Origin of the sequence: Candidatus Azoamicus ciliaticola (assembly GCF_902860225.1) — a bacterium.
Lineage (GTDB): Bacteria > Pseudomonadota > Gammaproteobacteria > UBA6186 > Azoamicaceae > Azoamicus > Azoamicus ciliaticola.
This window is the reverse complement of the sequence record NZ_LR794158.1, coordinates 22,196-40,984: the sequence shown is the minus strand read 5'-3', so window position 1 is coordinate 40,984 and position 18,789 is coordinate 22,196. Positions and strand designations below refer to the sequence as shown.

Sequence of the window (18,789 nt, the reverse complement as noted above, 5' to 3'; positions counted from 1 at the left end):
TAAAAAACCTTATTCAATTATCTCATTTTTTTAAATTCATTAAGAATATTATGAAAAGTCTTTTCAATTTCATTGTCATAATTGCCTGTAGAATTTATAGAATTCATAAAATCCTTATAATTACTTTTTGAATAATTGTGTAAGCCTTTTTCAAAATCCATAATTTTATCAATTGACAGATCATCACAATATCCTTTTTCAACTGCAAACAAAGAAATAGCTATCTCACTAACAAATAATGGAGTATATTGCTTTTGTTTCATCATTTCAGTAACACGTCTACCTCTTTCCAATTGTCTTCTAGTAACGTCATCTAAATCAGAAGCAAATTGCGCAAAAGCTGCTAATTCTCTATATTGAGCTAAAGCCAAACGAATACCACCACCCAAACGTTTTACAATTTTAGTCTGAGCTGCACCACCTACTCTAGATACAGATAATCCAGCATTAATAGCAGGTCTTATTCCAGAATTAAAAAGGTCTGTTTCCAAAAATATTTGACCATCTGTAATAGATATAACATTTGTAGGCACAAAAGCGGATACGTCACCAGCCTGTGTTTCTATTATAGGTAATGCTGTCAAAGAACCAGTTTTACCTTTTACAGAACCATTTGTATATCTTTCAACATAAGCTTCATTAACTCTAGCTGCTCTTTCTAATAATCTAGAATGTAAATAGAAAACATCTCCAGGATAAGCTTCTCTACCAGGCGGTCTACGTAATAACAAAGAAACTTGTCTATAAGCCCAAGCTTGTTTTGTAAGATCGTCATATATAATTAAAGCATCTTCACCATTATCTCTGAAATATTCTCCCATAGAACATGCACTATAAACAGAAATATATTGTAAAGCAGCTGATTCACTTGCTGTTGCTGCAACAACTATAGTATGTTTCATAGCACCAAATTCTTCTAATTTTCTAACTACGTTTGCTATAGAAGATGCTTTCTGCCCTATAGCAACATATATACATTTTACACCATCTCTTTGATTTATTATGGTATCAATAGCTATAGCTGTTTTACCAGTTTGACGATCTCCAACTATTAATTCACGTTGACCTCTACCAACAGGTATCATAGCATCAATAGCTTTTAAACCTGTAGCCAAAGATTGATTTACTGATTTTCTCCAAATAACACCAGGAGCAACTTTTTCTATAGGAGAAGTTAATTTAGCTTTAACAGGGCCCATACCATCTATAGGTTCACCCAAAGAATTAACAACTCTACCTAATAATTCTGGGCCAACAGGAACACTTAAAACTTCACCTGTACAACGAACCAATTGCCCTTCAGCTAATTTACCACAATCACCTAGAACAACAGCGCCAACTGAGTCTTGCTCTAAATTTAAAGCAATACCAAAATCTCCAGTTTCAAAAGCCAATCTCTCACCATATTGAGCATCACTTAATCCATGAATACGAACAATACCATCAGACAAACTAACAATTTTACCTTCATTCTTAGTTATTACTCCGCTATCAAATTTTTCTATACGTTCACGTATTAAATCACTAATTTCTGAAGCTTTCAATGAAATTTTAGACATATTTTTATTACTCACTTAATTACCACATTATAACATAATCTTTGAACTTAAAGATTGAAGATTTCCAATAATAGATGCGTCTAAAACAGAATCACCAATTTTAACACAAAAGCCGCCTAACAAATTTTCTTCAACTTCAAATAAAGCGTTAACTTTTTTATCAAATCTTTTAGCCAAAGAATTAACAATATCATCTTTCTGATAACTATTAATATCACAAGGAACTTTAACAAGCGCGTCAACACAACCTAAAGCTTGATTCATATATTGTTTATAAACAAAATGAACATCACTAATACATAAAAGCCTACCATAATAGGCTAAAACATATACAAAATTATTGAAATATGTGCTAATTTCTTTATCTAAGGTTGTATCAAAATTATCAAAAAAACTAATTATCATCCTTGATTTATCATTATAATTAATAGTGCGATTTTTTATAATACTAACAATACTTGAATCACTAACAATGCTAGACAAATAACTCAAAAAAGAATCCCATTCTTCTAATGACTTAGAATTTTTATTAGCAAGATCAAAAACCGCTTTAGCATAAGGCCTAGCTATAGTTATATATTCAGACATAAAATCCTACAAAAACTTATAATTTTTTAACAAATTTATCTAAAATACTAGCATGGTCTTTTGCGTTTATACTTTTTGCTAAAACTTTTTCAGCTCCTTGTATTATTAACTTAGCCATTTCTTTTTGTAACTCCATTTTCACTTTATTTGTTTCTTGTTCTATTTGTCTATGTCCAGAAACCAAAATATCATTTTTTTCATTTAAAGCGCTAGAACGAGAATCTTCTAAAATTTTACCAGATTGCTTATTAGCATTAGCAATAATATTATCACATTCTTGTTTTGCTGCTTTTAAACATTTTTCAGCTTCTTCTTCTGCTTGTTTTAACTTTTCATGCCCCTTTTTAGAAGCTTCTAAACCATCTAATATTACCTGTTTTCTTTTATCCATAGATGATTTAATCATAGGCAAAACAAACTTGCTAGTAAACCAAACAAAAATAGCAAAAGTTATTATCTGACCAAATAATGTGGCGTTAATATCCACTTATAAATCCCCCTTATTTATTTTGGAATGAAAGATTCCAATGATGAAAAGAACGGATTAGCAAATGTAAAGAATAAAGCAATACCTATACCAATCATAGATATAGCATCTAATAACCCAGCAACTATAAATAATTTAACCTGTAATTGAGGTATCATTTCTGGTTGTCTTGCAGCGCCTTCTAAAAACTTACCGCCTAACAAACCAAATCCTATAGCTGTACCAATCGCACCTGCGCCTATTAATATAGATACAGACAACATAGTCATACCATGTAAATTACTTACTGCTTGTAATACTTGAATTGAAGAGTCCATCTTTCCCCCTTTTTAAAGACATTAATTTTAATGTGCTTCTTCTGCTAAACTTATATAAACTATTGTTAAAACCATAAAAACAAATGCTTGTATTGTAATAACAAGTACATGAAATATGGCCCAAGGTCCACCTAACAGCCATTGCAAAAACCAAGGCAATAAAGCTATTAATATAAAAATCAACTCTCCTGCATATAAATTTCCATACAAACGCAATCCCAATGAAATTGGTTTTGCTAATTCTTCTATAAGTTTCAAAAAGAAATTAACTATAAATAAATAAGGACCAAATGGTTTTAAAAAAAATTCTTCCGCCACTCCTTTAATTCCTTTTGCTGCTAAATTATAAATGATAATCAATAAAAATACTGAAAAAGACATAGCTAAAGTTAAATTAGGATCTGTAGTAGGAACTATTTTCATATCTTGAATAAAATGAATATGAAGTAATTTACCTATAACATAAAAAAAATCTATAGGTATTAAATCCATAAAATTCATTAAAAAAATCCAAACAAATATTGTTAGAGCTAATGGTGTCACCAAAGAACTTTTACCATGATAAGTATCTCTAACTTGACCATCCACAAAATCAAAAATTAGTTCAACAAAATTTTGAAAACCAGAAGGAACTTGCGATGTTGCTCTCTTAGCAGCTAAATAAAAGGATGTTAAAATAACAAAACCCAAAACTATAGATACAACTAATGTATCTAAATTAAATGTCCAAAATCCACTACCTACATCAACGTGAGTTAAATGATGCTTAATATATTCTCCTGTAGTTATAACACTATTATTTACACTCATAAAAATTTACATCCCATTAAAAAAAAATATAAAAAAAAACCAGATAACAAATTGAAAAAAAAACAAACAAAATAAAAAAATATATATATTACCTACACCTATTAAAAAAGAACATAGACATAATAATATAAAACTTAAAAACTTAATTATACCAGCTATATAAAAACGCTTAATTATAGATTTATAAGAACTATTTTTATTGTTATAAAAATATATAATAAAAAACAAAAATGAAGAAAGTATACTAACAAATCCACCCAAAAAACAAGAAATTGCATAATTATAATTAAAAAAAAACAGTAAAAACGCGGAAAAAAATAATAAGAAAATAAAATTTAAAAAAAATAAATTAAAGCCATTATCAATTCTAAAAATTAAATAATTCTTGAGCATAAAAAATAAACAATAAAAAGAGATATATAAATATTAAACGAAAATCCATATTACTTCAATAGAATTTTAAACATATTAACTATTCAAAAAATTTTTTTTATATAAACAAGCAAAATCAATACAGATGGTAATGTCATGCCAGGGATTCTATATGCATGATACAATGTATTTGGCCGTATTAAATTTAATTTTTCAGATATTTCTAAGGAAAGTCCTGGTATATCACAATAATTAATACCAACTGGCATTTTTAAATTTTTTATTTTTTCTATTTTTTTTATTTCATTATTTTGCTTATCCAAATATCCAGAATATTTAACTCCTATTTCTACAAATTTCAAAATAATAGAATCAATATTTAATAAAAAAATATTTTTAAAAATTCTAAAATCTAACAACTGATTTTTTAATAACTCAATAAATTTTAAATCTTTGTTTATAAAAACATTATAAAAATCAAATATTAAGTAATCCTTATTGGAAAAAGCTTTTAAAAAATTTCTTTTTATAAAAGATAAACATGCATTAGAATTAGAACACTTTTTATTATATATTTTCCATTTATAATCACTTATTAATCCAAATTTTCTAGCTTTTTCTACAAGTCTAATATCTGAATTATCTTCTCTTAATAGTAATCTATATTCCGCTCTACTTGTAAAAATCCTATACGGCTCATCAACCCCATGAGTTATCAAATCATCAACCAAAACACCAATATAAGAATCTTGTCTAGAAGCAATCCAAGGTTCTAAATCTAAAACAACTCTTGCTGCATTTATTCCAGCTATTATACCTTGAGCAGCAGCTTCTTCATACCCTGTACTACCATTTATTTGTCCAGCAAAAAAAAGCCCATTAATTGTTTTTGTCTCAAGATTATTTTTTAAAATCCTGGGATCAAAAAAATCATACTCTACAGCATAACCAGGCCTAGTTATTTTAACGCACTCAAAACCTCTAATAGTTTTTAAAAAATTAATTTGAACATCTAAAGGCAAACTAGAAGAAACGCCATTTGGATAAAATTCATAACTATTTAAACCCTCTGGTTCCAAAAAAATTTGATGATGCATCTTATCTTTAAATCTAACAACTTTATCTTCTATAGAAGGACAATATCTAGGCCCAACAACATTAATGCTACCATTATAAATGGCAGATAGGTTAATATCGCTTAAAATTACATTATGAGTGTCAAAATTTGTATAAATAACATAACAATCAATATACGCTATATCTCTACTTGGTTTGCTCCAAATAGAAAAAAAAGGTATTGGCATATCACTTTTTTGAACACTAAAATAATCTAAACAAACTGATCTAATATCTATTCTAGGCGGAGTTCCAGTTTTTAATCTCCCCATAGCTGGGAAAATATTTTTAAATTTATCAGATAAGTTAATTGCAGACATGTCACCAATTCTACCACCGTACGTACATGATTGGCCTATAAATATTTTGCCACCTAAAAACGTACCAACAGTAAAAACAACAGTTTTAGAATAAAATTTAATTCCTGTATCAGTTATAACCCCAGAAATAACACAATCTTTTAAAATAATATCAACAACATTTTGTTGTAAAATTTTTAATTCAGTCAATCTAGAAAAAAAAGAATTAACAGCATTTTTATAAAGATTTCTATCAACCTGCACCCTTGTAGACTGTACAGCATACCCCTTGCTCGCATTTAAAATTTTGAAATTTATGCCAGCAACATCTGCAAATTGAGAAATGGCGCCACCCATAGCATCTATTTCTTTTACTAAATGACCTTTGCCAACACCTCCAATAGAAGGGTTACAAGCTAACTCACCTAAAGAATCTAATCTATTTGTTAATAACAAAACAGAAACACCAATCCTATAAGCAGCATAAGCTGCTTCTATACCAGCATGCCCGGCTCCAACAACAATAACATCAAAATAATTAAAACAACGTAACATAAAAATTACTTACCAACACAAAAATTCGAAAAAATATCAACTAAAATATCATTAGAAACACTAATGCCTAAAATACTATTTAAATCAGTAATAATAAAACCTATATTTTCAGAATAAAAATCTAAAGGTTTATAAATATCATCATACATAATAAGAGAACTAAAATAATTTTTAACATTTAATAACAAATTAAGCTGCCTTTTATTTGCAAAATAAATATCATCAGTATATTTGCTAAAAGTAGAAATTAATTCATTTAACAATAAGTCAATTCCATCTCCAGTTTTAACAGAAATGAAAATTTCAACATAATCTTTATGATGAATAATATTTTTACACACACCTAATAAATCTATTTTATTTCTTAACAAAATAAGTTTTATTTTGCTTTCAGCCATTAATAATAATTTATTTAAATTAAAATTATTTAAAAAATCACACTCATGCAAAACATCGACAACACATATTAAAATATTAGCTTTTCTAATTTGTGTTAAAGTTCGTTCTATACTAATCTTTTCGATAAAATCTTCTGTAAAAGGATTAAATCCTGCTGTGTCTATAAGTCTAAAATTAAATCCATTCAAACACAAATTACTTTCAATAAAATCTCTAGTTGTACCAGGTACATTAGATACTATAGCTCTATCAGTTTTAAGCAAAAAATTAAATAAACTTGATTTTCCAACATTAACATTACCTAAAATAACTACATTTAACGATTCAAATAAAAAATCATCTGAAACAACTTTATCAAAAATGGATAAATAATTATTATAACTAGCTAAAAATGAATAGTAAAAATCGTTAAATGAAAAACTTATATGATCTGGAAACTCGATAGCAGCATCTAAATCTAATTTTAATTTACTTAAATCTGAAATAACAACTTTAATAAACTCAGAAAATTTACCAGATAATGATTTAAAAATTATTTTATTAGAGTTCAAAGAATTAGATTTTATTAAAGAATTTATAGATTCAGCTTGAATTAAATCAATTTTATTATTCAAAAAAGCTCTAAATGAAAATTCACCATTATATGCAAGTCTAGCACCAAGATCGACACATCTAAAAACCAAAGAATCTAATATTAAGTCATTTCCATGAGCATGTATTTCTATAAGATCTTCTCCAGTAAATGAATATGGTTTATTAAAAAACAAAATTAACCCGCTATCTATTAAAAAAAAATTCGCATCAAAAAAAGATGCATAATTAATACCGACAATAATTGTTTTTTTTTCACTCAATTCACGTGCTATTTTAACTGATAAAATACCAGATAATCTAACTATACCTATACCACCATTACCTTTTGCTGTAGAAATTGCAACTATAGTATCAGATAAATTATATACCATAATTTTTATAAAATGTTTTTAACAATAACATATTGTTGTAATATTGATAATACGTTATTAACAATCCAATACAAAATTAATCCAGAAGGAAATTGCAAAAACAAAAATAAAAACACTACAGGCAAAAACATCATAACTTTAGCTTGAAATTGATCTTGAATTGGAGGATTCATCTTTTGTTGTATAAACATAGTTAAACTCATAAAAACCGGTAATATATAATAAATATCTTTACTAGATAAATCATTTATCCAAAATAAGAATGGGGCATGCCTCAATTCTATGCTTTCTAACAAAACATAATATAAAGATATAAAAACTGGCACTTGTACTAGAACAGGCAAACATCCACTAAGCGGATTAACATTCTCTTTTTTATAAAGATTCATTACAGCATTACCAAATTGAGTCTTATCATCTTTATATTGCTCTTTTAATAATTCTAACCTAGGTTGCAATTTTTTCATATTTCCCATAGATCTATAACTAATAGAAGACAAATTAAAAAACATAAGTTTAATTATAAGAGTTATTAAAACTATAGAAAAACCCCAATTTCCTATAAAAGAAAAAATATAACTAAGTAAAAAAAATATAGGACTTGCAATTGGCCAAAAAATACCATAATCTATTGATAATTCTAATCCTTTAGACAAATTATTAATAAAAGAATTGGATTTAGGCCCAACAAATAATGTGGTGTAAACATGCGAACATTCATTAGAATTAACTTTTAAATCACTAAAACTTAAATATTTAAAAGAATAAATTTTGTCTAGAACTTTTTCAGCTATATATATATATTCATTATCTTTATCAGGTATCCAAGCGGAAATAAAATATCTTTCTAAAAAAGCTATCCATCCACCAACACCAGTATATGAAAAATTTTTTTCCTTAAGTTCATCAAAAGAAATTTTTTTATACGGCTTACTATCAGTATAAACTGCTCCACCTTCATAAGATCTAATGCCAGAATCCAAAATGCCAGAACTAGTTTTATCTTTTTTATACCTAAGAAGACCATAATGCTTAAAAAAAACATCACTACTACTATTATTTTGAATATAAAAATCCACTCCTATTTCATAAGAATAAGACCTAAAAGTATATACTTTATACAGAAAAATATTTTCTCCAACCTCATATTTTAAAATAACAAAAACATTTGAAGAATCATCTTTTACTTCATAACTAAAATTTGATAAAAATTTCTTATCAAAAACCGGTTTATCATAAAATTGATTGCTAATAACGCCTGATTGTCCATAATAAAAACGTTCATCAGTTTTATCTAAAACAACAACTCCATTTTCACCATTTATATCATTTAAATATTTCTTTAAAACTAAATTAGAAAAATCACCGGTCAATGGATTTATCTTAACATCGACTAAACTAGTGCTAATATTTATAAGTTCTTCATTTGTATTATCATACTCTTTAAAACTTTGTGAAAAAATAATATCACCATCAGATTTAACATTATTTAAATTAGTTTCTGCATAACTTAAATCTAAATTATCTACTATTTTTTTTTCATTTTTCCAAGCATTAAACAAAATGAAAAACAAAAAAAATAAAAAAAACCACAAAATATATTTAATATTTTTAATCATAAACTATAAAAATTCAAGGTGATGGATCATATCCACCATTTAAAAAAAAACATTTAAAAATTCTTTTAAGAATTAAAAAAAACGCTGTTAAAAAACCATATTTAATTAAAACTAAATTAAAATAAATTGAACAACTAGGATAAAATTTACACGAACTTAAAATAAAAGGACTTAAAAAAAACTTATAAAATTTAACAAAAAGAATTAAAAAAAATTTCATTATAAAATAAATATACAAAAGTACAAGAATAAAGAAAACTTATACGGAATAAATAAAGTAAAAAAATCATTCCATATATTTTTTTTTAAAAATCCTTTTATTTTTCTTCTTAAAAAACGCCTAACCACTGAAAAATATACAACCTTTTTATAAACTTTTATAAAATAAATTTTACTAATTGAAGGGCGTTTACCGAAAAACAAAAAACCATCTAAAACAATACTAATGAACATATATAAAAATTATTTTGCTAAAACATATCTTCCTTTTCTTCTTCTAGCTTTCAAAACATTTCTTCCGGATTTTGTTTTCATCCTAATTCTAAACCCATGTTTTTTTTTCATTTTTCTTACATTAGGTTGATAAGTTCTTTTCATTTAAAAATCTCAAAAAAATATATATAATAAAATAATTAAACATATAAAAATTTTAAAATCAACTTTTATTATATATGAACAAAAAAATAAAAAATATTTTTTGGCAAACCTGCACAAAATACTTACAAAACACGATACCAATGAAAAACTTTATAGAATATATATGTCCATTACAAGCATATATTGAAGAAAAAACACTTATATTATTAAGTCCTAATAATTATATTAAAGAAAAAATAGAAAAAAATTATTTATCAATAATAAAAAATGTAATACAAAATATAAGTGATGACAATTATAAAATAAAAATAATAATTGGATCAATTAAACAAATTAAACAAACTAAACAAAATATAGAAAAAAATAGAAAAAATGAATTAAAGAATGTTAATAATTTTGCTAAATCAGCGATTTTTATGACAATAAAAAATCCAGGAATATTATATAATCCAATATACATATATGAAGAAAAAAATACAAATAAAAACAACATAATAAATTTTATAATAAATAATTTAACAAACTCAAATAAAAATGTTAAATATACAATAATAAAAAATGACATAATTAATTTAGAAAATTTATTTAAAAATAACAAATTACTAATAATAGAAGAAATAAATTTAATCAAAATAAATTTAAAATCCCAACAAATTTTACAAAAAACATTAGAATTAATTATAAAAAATAACATCCAATTAATAATAACAGCAAATGAAAATTTCAATAAACTTAAAAATATAAATAAAAACACCAAAAAATTAATAGAAAATGGACTAATAATAAAAATAATAAAAAATGAAAAATACACAAAAATTAAAAAACAAATATCTATAGATAATATAATTAAAAACACGTTAGCATATTATAATATGGATATAGAAAAAATTAAAAACAAAAAAAGACAAAAAAATATAGTTTTAGTAAGACAAATAATATTTTATCTATGCAAAACGCTTACAAATAAAACATTTTCAGAACTAAGTCCTCTATTAGGAGAATACACAAATTCGAATATAATGTATTCATATAAAAAAATAAAAATTTTAATAGAAAAAGACATAAATATAAAAAATGACATTCAAAATATAAAAAACAATATAATAAAATAATATGGAAATAAAAATTAAACCAAAAGATCTAATAGAAATGCTTAGAATTGTAGAAGGAGGAGTATCCACAACACAAAAAGACATAATATCTTTAAGCATTTTATTAAAAAAAATAAAAAACAAAGTTTTTTGCATTTCAATAAACGAAGACATAGAAATTGTTACATATAAAGAAATAAAAGATTCAATTGAAGAAAATGTAGATGTAATATTAAAATATGATCTAATATATAATATATGTAGATCAATAAAAGATAACTCTGAAATAAAAATAATAAAAACAAATAATTCTACGGAAATACATACAAAAAACAGCATTTTCGAAGTTCCACTTTTATATAGTTCTAGCTTTCCATCTTTTAGAACTGAAAAAAAAATATTATTTAAAACAAAAATTATATCTTCAGATTTAAAACTACTATTCCAATATCCATTTGTAACCATGTCTGAAAACAATCAAGAAGATTTTTTAAATGGTATATTAATAGATATAAATAATAATAGTATAAATGCAATAGCCTCCGACGGAGTGAAAACATCTTTTTCGCAAATTTTAATAAAAGAATGCAACAACAGGTTGAAAATAATTATTCCAAAAATATTAATTAAAGAATTTATAAATACATATCAAGAAAATGAAATTAATATTATAAATATAACAGAAAGTTATATAAAAATAATAAATAGCAAAATAACATTAACAACTAGGTTAATAAATGAAATATATGAAAATAACTTAATAAATATAAAATATGAAAAATTCACAAAAATAATATTAGAAACTTATGATTTAAATAAAGCGATAAACTTATTAAAAACAATATGTACTAACAATATACTTGTATTAAATTCTAAAGTTAATAAAATAATGCTAACTGTAAAACAAAAATCAGAAAAAGGTGTAGTAACTTTAAAAGCACATTTATTCGGTCAAGAATTAAACTTAAACTTAAATTTTAAACACATTAACATTATATCAAAAATAATAAAATCTGATAAAACTGAAATAATAGTTCCAGAAAATAAAACCTTTTTAATAATAAAAGAAAAAAATTTAAATTGCATATACGTAACACTACCATTAAAAATATAAAAAAAAATATGAAAACAATACTTATAAAAAATATATTATTTATAATTTTATCAATAATTCTGATAAATACAGCATATCCAAATTATATAAAAAATGAAAAAATAATTTTAAACACAAATGAAATTCCAACATTTAAATCTAAAATTAATAACTACTGCAACATAGTAAAATTATTTTCAAATAAAGAAAAAATTAATAAAATTGATCTTAAAAATAAAATAATTAAAGAATTAACAATGGTTAATACATATAATCATTTAATCAAAGAATATAGTATAACGCTAAATAGAGAATCTTTAGATTTAATATACAAAGATTCAGCAGAAAGAAAATACATATCACTCAACCAATTTAAAAATTTAATAGAAAAAAAATATAAAATAAAAGATAAATATATTAAAGAATTTATAATAAATAATTTAACCTTAAATAACATGCAAAAAAACATAATCTCAGAAGAATTAATATTATCTGATAAAGAAATATTAAATTTTTTTAACATTTCTAATTATAAAGATTACGCTAAAAATTTCTATGAGATACAAGTAATGGAAATTTCTTTCATGAGAAAAAGAAATAAAAATCATTTCAAGATTATGAAAAATGTAATAAATAATTTAGAAAAAGAATCAGATATAGATAAAATTAAGTTAAATTTATATCCAACTCTTACAGGATTAACTTGTAAATTAGTGGATTTAAATAATCCAAAAAATAAAATATACCATTTTTTACGATTTCATTTAGATAAAAATTTCAAAGAAAATTTAATGGGACCATTTTTTATGGATGATTATGTGTATATATACAAAATAATTAAAAAAAGAAATAAAACAGAAAATTATAAATCATCTATTAAAATAAGTTACCATACAATACAGAAAAAAAAATTATGTGAGAAAAAAAATACATTGAACTTTTTAGAATTTAATAAAGAATTTAAAAAAATCAATATTAAAAAAATATTCACTTCTAAAAGTAAAACATGTTGGTTAGACAAAAATGAAACAGATCCACTAGTTTATGAAAAAATAAGAAATTTAAACATAAATGAAACGAGTAACATAATAGAAACAGAAACTGGTTGGTATATAATAAAAATATTAGATAAAATATTTGACCAACAAAACAATATATATTGGTATATTGTACAAAATATAATTAAAGAAAAAATTAAATTATTAAATCAGCAATTTGAAGATAAAATAAGCAAAAATATATACGTAAAATATTATAATTAAATAATGACAATCTTTAAAAAATATTTAGGTCAAAATTTTTTAATAGACCAAAATATTAAAAATAAAATACTAAAATCTATTAATATTGAAAAAGATGATATAGTAATAGAAATAGGTGCCGGAGAAGGCAGTATAAGCTCAGAAATTTCATTCTTATCAAAAAAAAGCTATTTTATAGAAGTGGATAAAAAATTTATAAAAGAATTAGAAAAAACAATAAATAAAAATAAATCAAGCATTCATAATGATGATATATTAAAATTTAATATAAAAGACATTGTAAAAAAGCATAAAAAAATAAGAATTATAGGAAATTTACCATATAAAATATCGACAAAAATTATTTTAATGCTAACGGACTTTAAAAAAAATATAAAAGATATACACTTTATAGTGCAAAAAGAAATTGCTGAAAAAATAACATTCAAAAAGAATGATCAAAATAAACTAGCAATCAAAATACAATTTTTTTTTGAAATAGAAAAAATGTATGATATAAAACCAAATTCATTTTATCCGATACCAAAAATAACATCGTCGTTTATAAAATTAACCCCAAAAAAATGTACAAATGAAATTAAAGATATTAATTTATTTAACAATATATTAACACAAGCATTTAATAATCAAAGAAAAAAAATAAAAAAATCAATAAAGGAAATAAAGGATGAAAATGTAATAAAAAACACAGACTTACGCCCTAAACAACTTTCAATTAAAGAATTTTTAAATATTTACAAACATATAAAAAAAATAGAAGAATATAAATAAATACATTCTTCTATAAAAAAACTTAAATATTTAATTTAGATTTGATAGCAGCCCAAGATTTATTAAGCTCAACTACTGAATCTATGGAATGATTTAAAACTTCTTTTTCACTATCTGTTAAAGGAACTTCAATAACTTCCTCTACTCCATTACTACCAATTTTAACAGGAACTCCAACAAAAAGATTTTCAGTAACACCATATTGTCCTTTCATTAACTTAACAGCGCATGGAAGAATACGTTTTTTATCTAATAGAAAAGACTCAGCCATAAGTATAGCAGATGCAGCTGGCGCATAATAAGCAGAACCTGTTTTTAATAAATTAACAATTTCTCCGCCACCCTTCTTAGTTCTATCAACTATAGCATTTAATTCGTCTCTACTTATCTTTCCTATATTAACTAAATTATCTAAAGTGACTCCTGAAACATTGCTCAATTTAGTTAAAGGAACCATAGTATCACCATGTCCACCTAAAACATAAGCATTAACATCATTAACTGATACATTAAATTTCCAAGCTAAAAAAGTTCTAAATCTTGCGGAATCTAGAACACCAGCCATACCAACTATCATATTATCTTTTATACCAGAATAATTTTGTAAAACACCTACCATAACATCTAAAGGATTTGTTATACAAATAACAAAAGCTGAAGGTGCAAAAGCTTTAATGCCTTCCCCGACAGATTTCATAATTTTACCATTAATTTCCAATAAATCATCTCTACTCATACCTGGTTTTCTTGGAACTCCAGCTGTAACTATAATAACATCAGATCCTTTAATATCTTCAAAACTATCTGTACCAATAACACTAAAATCGTAATTTTCAATTGGCCCACATTGAGATAAATCTAACGCTTTACCCTTCGCCATATCTCTGACGACATCAAATAAAACAACATCTCCCAAATTCTTTAAAAGAGATAAATGTGCTAAAGTACTTCCTATATTACCAGATCCAATTAAAGATATTTTTTTTCTCATTTGAAACTCCTAATTTAAAAAATTTTACCAATAACCTAATACTTTCCACCAAGCGCTACCAATAAAGCCCCAAATTAAAAGATTAACAACACTTACTATAAATCCAATTCTCCACCATTCTGTAATAGTAACATATTTTGTACTAAAATAAACAGGAGCTGTACCAGTACCATAATGTGTTAACCCAGCACTTAAACTTGACCCAACACCCATAAATAAAGCTATAAGCATAGCAGGAACACCAGCATTTATACAAACAACCAAAAAAGTACCATACATAGCAGATATATGAGCAGTCATGCTAGCAAAAAAATAATGAACATAAAAATAAAACAGCCCAACTATTAGAAATACAGTTACCCAACTAAAACTAGCAACACCTTTTTGCATCTTTTCACCAAAAAATGCTGTTACGCCAAGCTTAGATAATTGATCAGATAATAAAATTAAAACAGCCATCCAAATAAAAGTGTCCCAAGCTCTAGTTTCACTTATAACATCATCCCATCTTAAAACACCAGATATCAATAAAATTGCCATTCCAAATAAAGCTGCAGTGGTAGCATCTATACCAACTCTTTCACCAAAAACCCATAAACCTAAAAGTAAAGCAAAAACAAGTAACATTATTTTTTCTCCAGATGATAAAGGACCCAAATCTTTCAATTTGGCTTTAGCAAAAGCAGGAGCTTCTGGAGTAGATTTCATTTCTGGTGGATAAATTATATATAAAAGCATAGGCAAAACAATTAAAGATATTAGTCCTGGCACTATACAAGCTACTGCCCATGTTCCCCAAGAAATTACAACACCTTGGCTAGAAGCTATACTAACTATTAATGGATTTCCAGCTGTAGCTGTTAAAAACATAGCACTAGTTAAAACATTTATTTGATATAAAAGTTTAATTAAATAACTACCAATTTTTTTTCTAGTATCTTTTTCAGGATTAACATCTGGCTTACTACCATATTCAGAATTCAAAGAATCTATTATAGGATAAATAATACCAGCACCTCTAGCAGTATTACTTGGCATTAAAGGAGCGAAAAGAACTTCGGCTGCGGTTAACCCATAAGCGAGCCCCAACGTACTTTTTCCTAAAATAGAAACAAAATAATATGCTATTCTTGACCCTAACCCAGTTTTTATAAAACCTTTAGCCAATAAGAAAGCTGAAACAATTAACCATACAATATTTGAGCTAAAACATGTCAAAGTTAATTTTAACGTCAAAGTATTTGTTAAAACAACTACGGATATAGCACAAAATGCTATTGCACCCATAGGTAATGGATTTATGATTAATGCAAGTATAGTTAAAATAAAAATTATAAAAAGATGCCAACCTTGAACTGAAACACCCTTAGGTACAGGTAAAAAAAACCACATTAAAATAAATAAAATAAGCAATGTTAAAGATGGATATAATTTTGCTCCATCTAATTTAAAAACTTTACTCATAAAAAAACCTCTGAAAAGTAATAAAACCACAATACTATTATGAAATAGTAAATGTGATATCAGATTATATTATATAATATAAAACACTACAATTTTTTTTACTTTAAAATAAAAAAAATTTACTTAATAATTAAATGAATGTATATTATTCAATAAAAAACATAAAATATATGAGAACAATAAGACAATCATTTCAAGTAACTTTTAAATATAATATAATTTTTACACATGATATTTTTAATATAAAAAATTCAACCTTAATAAAGACTTTGAACACAAAAAATAAAAAAAAAATAATAATATTTATTGATAAAAATGTATACAAAACAAATGAAAATATAAACACAAAAATTAAAGACTACATTAAAAACAATGAAAAATATATTAATTTAGTATGTGACCCTATACTAATAACCGGTGGAGAAAAAATAAAAAATCATTACAACTTAGTTAAATATGCGTACAAACTAATAGACGTTTATAAAATATGTAGACAATCATATGTATTAGCTATAGGTGGTGGAACACTTTTAGATTTGATAGGTTTTGTTGCATCTACAGCGCATAGAGGAATAAAACTAATTAGAATACCTACTACAACGCTATCCCAAGATGATTCTGGAGTTGGTGTTAAAAATGGAATAAATTTTACAAATAAAAAAAATTTCATTGGATCCTTTAGCACACCATATGCAGTAATAAATGATTTTAATCTTTTAAATTCTTTAAAAGATGAAAATTTTATAGAAGGATTTTCAGAGGCTATAAAAGTATCTTTAATAAAAGATAAAAAACTATTTTTTTTAATAAAAAATAACACAAATGAAATATTAAATAGAGAAAAAAAAATAACAGAAAAAATAATATATGAATGTGCTAAAATACATGCTAAACATATATCTAAAAAGGGTGATCCTTTTGAAGTAAAATCATCTAGACCTCTAGATTTTGGTCATTGGGCTGCACATAAAATAGAATCGTTATCAAAATACAAAATATCACATGGTAAATCTGTAGCAATAGGCTTAGCACTAGATTGCACATATTCATATCTTCTAAAATTATTAAAAAAAGATGATTGGAAAAACATAATAACAACAATAATTAAATTAACATTACCAATATACAGCAAAGAATTATCATTTATAGAAAACAACAAAAATGTAATATTTAATGGATTAGAAGAATTCAGAGAACATTTGGGTGGCAAACTAACTATAACTCTAATAAAAAGTATAGGGGAAAAAATAGAAACTCATCATATAAATAAAAATATATATGAAAAATCAATTAAATTATTAAAAAAATTAAACAACACAATTAAAAATGCTAATAAATAAAAAATATATACTAACATATTGTTCAAATATTTTTAAAACAAAAAATTTAAAAAAATTAATATTAAATATAAAAAATTATATTAAAGAATTTAAAAATACACAAAGACATATAAGCATATGTTTATCAAAAAATTTATTAAATAATTTTATTAAAAAAAAACAAAAAAATCTTTTTTTTTTAAAAAAAAATTTAATTAGATCAATTAATGGGTTTGTATATCAAGATTTTCACAAAAAAAATATAAAAGAAAAAATATATTTACCAGATTGGACATCAAAATACAGACTTTTATACACAAAAAACATAATATTATCAATTAAAAATATTAATGAAATAAAAAATAATATAAGCGTCTCAACAATGCCACTTTCATATAAAGAATGGACAACTGAAAAACAAAAACCAATTATAATATATAAATCAATAAAAAACATAATTAAAATTATATCACAAACAAAAAACAAAAATCTAATAAATTTAGCAATAGAACCAGAACCATATTGTATTTTAGAATGTTATTTAGACATAATAAATTTTTATGCCATATGGATTAAAAAAACCGCACAAAAATTAAAAAAACATATACGTATATGTTACGACATTTGCCATTTTTCAGTAATGTTTGATAAACATGAAATAGCGTTAAAATCAATAAATAAAAAACAAATAAAACTCGGTAAAATACAAATAAGTTCTGCATTAAAAATAATAACACCACAAAAATTACATTATGCAAAACCTTTAATATTAACATTATTTAAATTAAGACATTCGAACTTTTTACATCAATGTATAACTAAATATAAAAAAAACATAAAGATATACAATGATGTTAATAAAATAATAAAAAATTTACTAAATAAAAAAAACATAGAAATAAAAATACACTGTCACATACCTCTATATAAAAAAAAATTTAAATATTTTAATACAACTCATTTAGAAACTAAAAAAACAATAAAATATATTAAAAGCCAACCTTTAACAAAAAATTTAGAAATAGAATCATACACTTATCACTTTTTTTTTAAAAAATTTTGTTATACAAAATCAATTAAAAAAGAACATGTAATAACTATAGAAGAATGAAAAA

General features: G+C 24.1%; 19 protein-coding genes. 6 read left to right on the top strand and 13 right to left on the bottom strand.

All coding sequences use genetic code 11. The annotated features are described in order from the left end of the window. Nucleotides 1–17 precede the first annotated feature (17 nt). From atpA to rpmH, 11 genes are all read right to left on the bottom strand, one after another. A complete protein-coding gene (atpA, locus tag ESZ_RS00240; RefSeq protein WP_176605058.1) occupies nt 18–1,550 on the bottom strand; it encodes a F0F1 ATP synthase subunit alpha in 1,533 nt (510 codons plus the stop codon). A 36-nt stretch (nt 1,551–1,586) separates the two neighbouring features. Then, nucleotides 1,587–2,147 carry a F0F1 ATP synthase subunit delta gene (locus ESZ_RS00235; protein WP_176604805.1) on the bottom strand — a complete coding sequence of 187 codons (561 nt, stop codon included), beginning with the start codon at nt 2,145–2,147 and terminating at the stop codon, nt 1,587–1,589. A gap of 16 nt (nt 2,148–2,163) precedes the next feature. Then, on the bottom strand, nt 2,164–2,634 hold the full coding sequence (locus ESZ_RS00230; protein WP_176604804.1) for a F0F1 ATP synthase subunit B: 471 nt from the start codon (nt 2,632–2,634) through the stop codon (nt 2,164–2,166). 17 nt (nt 2,635–2,651) lie between these two features. Continuing rightward, the gene (gene atpE, locus ESZ_RS00225) at nt 2,652–2,903 is read right to left on the bottom strand and encodes a F0F1 ATP synthase subunit C (protein WP_407925659.1); all 252 of its coding nucleotides are present in this window, start codon (nt 2,901–2,903) and stop codon (nt 2,652–2,654) included. Between the two features lie 75 nt (nt 2,904–2,978). Beyond that, on the bottom strand, nt 2,979–3,761 hold the full coding sequence (gene atpB / locus ESZ_RS00220) for a F0F1 ATP synthase subunit A (protein WP_176604802.1): 783 nt from the start codon (nt 3,759–3,761) through the stop codon (nt 2,979–2,981). Between the two features lie 6 nt (nt 3,762–3,767). Next, nucleotides 3,768–4,154 (bottom strand): ATP synthase subunit I, encoded by a 387-nt coding sequence (locus ESZ_RS00215; protein WP_176604801.1) that lies wholly within the window; start codon nt 4,152–4,154, stop codon nt 3,768–3,770. Between the two features lie 83 nt (nt 4,155–4,237). After that, entirely contained in the window at nt 4,238–6,103 is a 1,866-nt protein-coding gene (gene mnmG, locus ESZ_RS00210; protein ID WP_176604800.1) for a tRNA uridine-5-carboxymethylaminomethyl(34) synthesis enzyme MnmG, read from the bottom strand. Between the two features lie 5 nt (nt 6,104–6,108). Continuing rightward, the gene (gene mnmE / locus ESZ_RS00205) at nt 6,109–7,467 is read right to left on the bottom strand and encodes a tRNA uridine-5-carboxymethylaminomethyl(34) synthesis GTPase MnmE (RefSeq protein ID WP_176604799.1); all 1,359 of its coding nucleotides are present in this window, start codon (nt 7,465–7,467) and stop codon (nt 6,109–6,111) included. 5 nt (nt 7,468–7,472) lie between these two features. After that, complete coding sequence (gene yidC, locus ESZ_RS00200; RefSeq protein WP_176604798.1) at nt 7,473–9,086, bottom strand: membrane protein insertase YidC; 1,614 nt, start codon at nt 9,084–9,086, stop codon at nt 7,473–7,475. Between the two features lie 13 nt (nt 9,087–9,099). Beyond that, complete coding sequence (gene yidD / locus ESZ_RS00195; protein ID WP_176604797.1) at nt 9,100–9,306, bottom strand: membrane protein insertion efficiency factor YidD; 207 nt, start codon at nt 9,304–9,306, stop codon at nt 9,100–9,102. Between the two features lie 242 nt (nt 9,307–9,548). Further along, a complete protein-coding gene (gene rpmH / locus ESZ_RS00190) occupies nt 9,549–9,683 on the bottom strand; it encodes a 50S ribosomal protein L34 (protein ID WP_176604796.1) in 135 nt (44 codons plus the stop codon). Nucleotides 9,684–9,757: 74 nt separating this feature from the next. Here rpmH and ESZ_RS00185 point away from each other — a divergent pair, with 74 nt between their 5' ends. From ESZ_RS00185 to rsmA, 4 genes are read left to right on the top strand one after another with little or no spacing between them, the layout of a single operon-like run. Beyond that, entirely contained in the window at nt 9,758–10,795 is a 1,038-nt protein-coding gene (locus ESZ_RS00185; RefSeq protein ID WP_176604795.1) for a helix-turn-helix domain-containing protein, read from the top strand. Nucleotide 10,796: 1 nt separating this feature from the next. Beyond that, the gene (locus tag ESZ_RS00180; protein WP_176604794.1) at nt 10,797–11,888 is read left to right on the top strand and encodes a DNA polymerase III subunit beta family protein; all 1,092 of its coding nucleotides are present in this window, start codon (nt 10,797–10,799) and stop codon (nt 11,886–11,888) included. 8 nt (nt 11,889–11,896) lie between these two features. Continuing rightward, nucleotides 11,897–13,129, top strand: coding sequence for a foldase protein PrsA (locus ESZ_RS00175; protein WP_176604793.1), 1,233 nt, complete (start codon nt 11,897–11,899; stop codon nt 13,127–13,129). Nucleotides 13,130–13,132: 3 nt separating this feature from the next. Then, on the top strand, nt 13,133–13,900 hold the full coding sequence (rsmA, locus tag ESZ_RS00170) for a 16S rRNA (adenine(1518)-N(6)/adenine(1519)-N(6))-dimethyltransferase RsmA (protein WP_176604792.1): 768 nt from the start codon (nt 13,133–13,135) through the stop codon (nt 13,898–13,900). A 22-nt stretch (nt 13,901–13,922) separates the two neighbouring features. Here the strand turns inward: rsmA and mdh are convergent, their stop codons facing one another. Both mdh and ESZ_RS00160 read right to left on the bottom strand, forming a co-directional pair. Beyond that, on the bottom strand, nt 13,923–14,891 hold the full coding sequence (gene mdh / locus ESZ_RS00165; RefSeq protein ID WP_176604791.1) for a malate dehydrogenase: 969 nt from the start codon (nt 14,889–14,891) through the stop codon (nt 13,923–13,925). Between the two features lie 24 nt (nt 14,892–14,915). Further along, on the bottom strand, nt 14,916–16,355 hold the full coding sequence (locus ESZ_RS00160) for an anion permease (RefSeq protein WP_176604790.1): 1,440 nt from the start codon (nt 16,353–16,355) through the stop codon (nt 14,916–14,918). A gap of 134 nt (nt 16,356–16,489) precedes the next feature. Here ESZ_RS00160 and ESZ_RS00155 point away from each other — a divergent pair, with 134 nt between their 5' ends. Both ESZ_RS00155 and eboE read left to right on the top strand, forming a co-directional pair. Next, complete coding sequence (locus ESZ_RS00155; protein WP_176604789.1) at nt 16,490–17,695, top strand: 3-dehydroquinate synthase; 1,206 nt, start codon at nt 16,490–16,492, stop codon at nt 17,693–17,695. Beyond that, a complete protein-coding gene (gene eboE / locus ESZ_RS00150; protein ID WP_176604788.1) occupies nt 17,682–18,785 on the top strand; it encodes a metabolite traffic protein EboE in 1,104 nt (367 codons plus the stop codon). The genes ESZ_RS00155 and eboE overlap by 14 nt, the downstream gene beginning before the upstream one ends. The last annotated feature ends 4 nt before the right edge of the window (nt 18,786–18,789 follow it).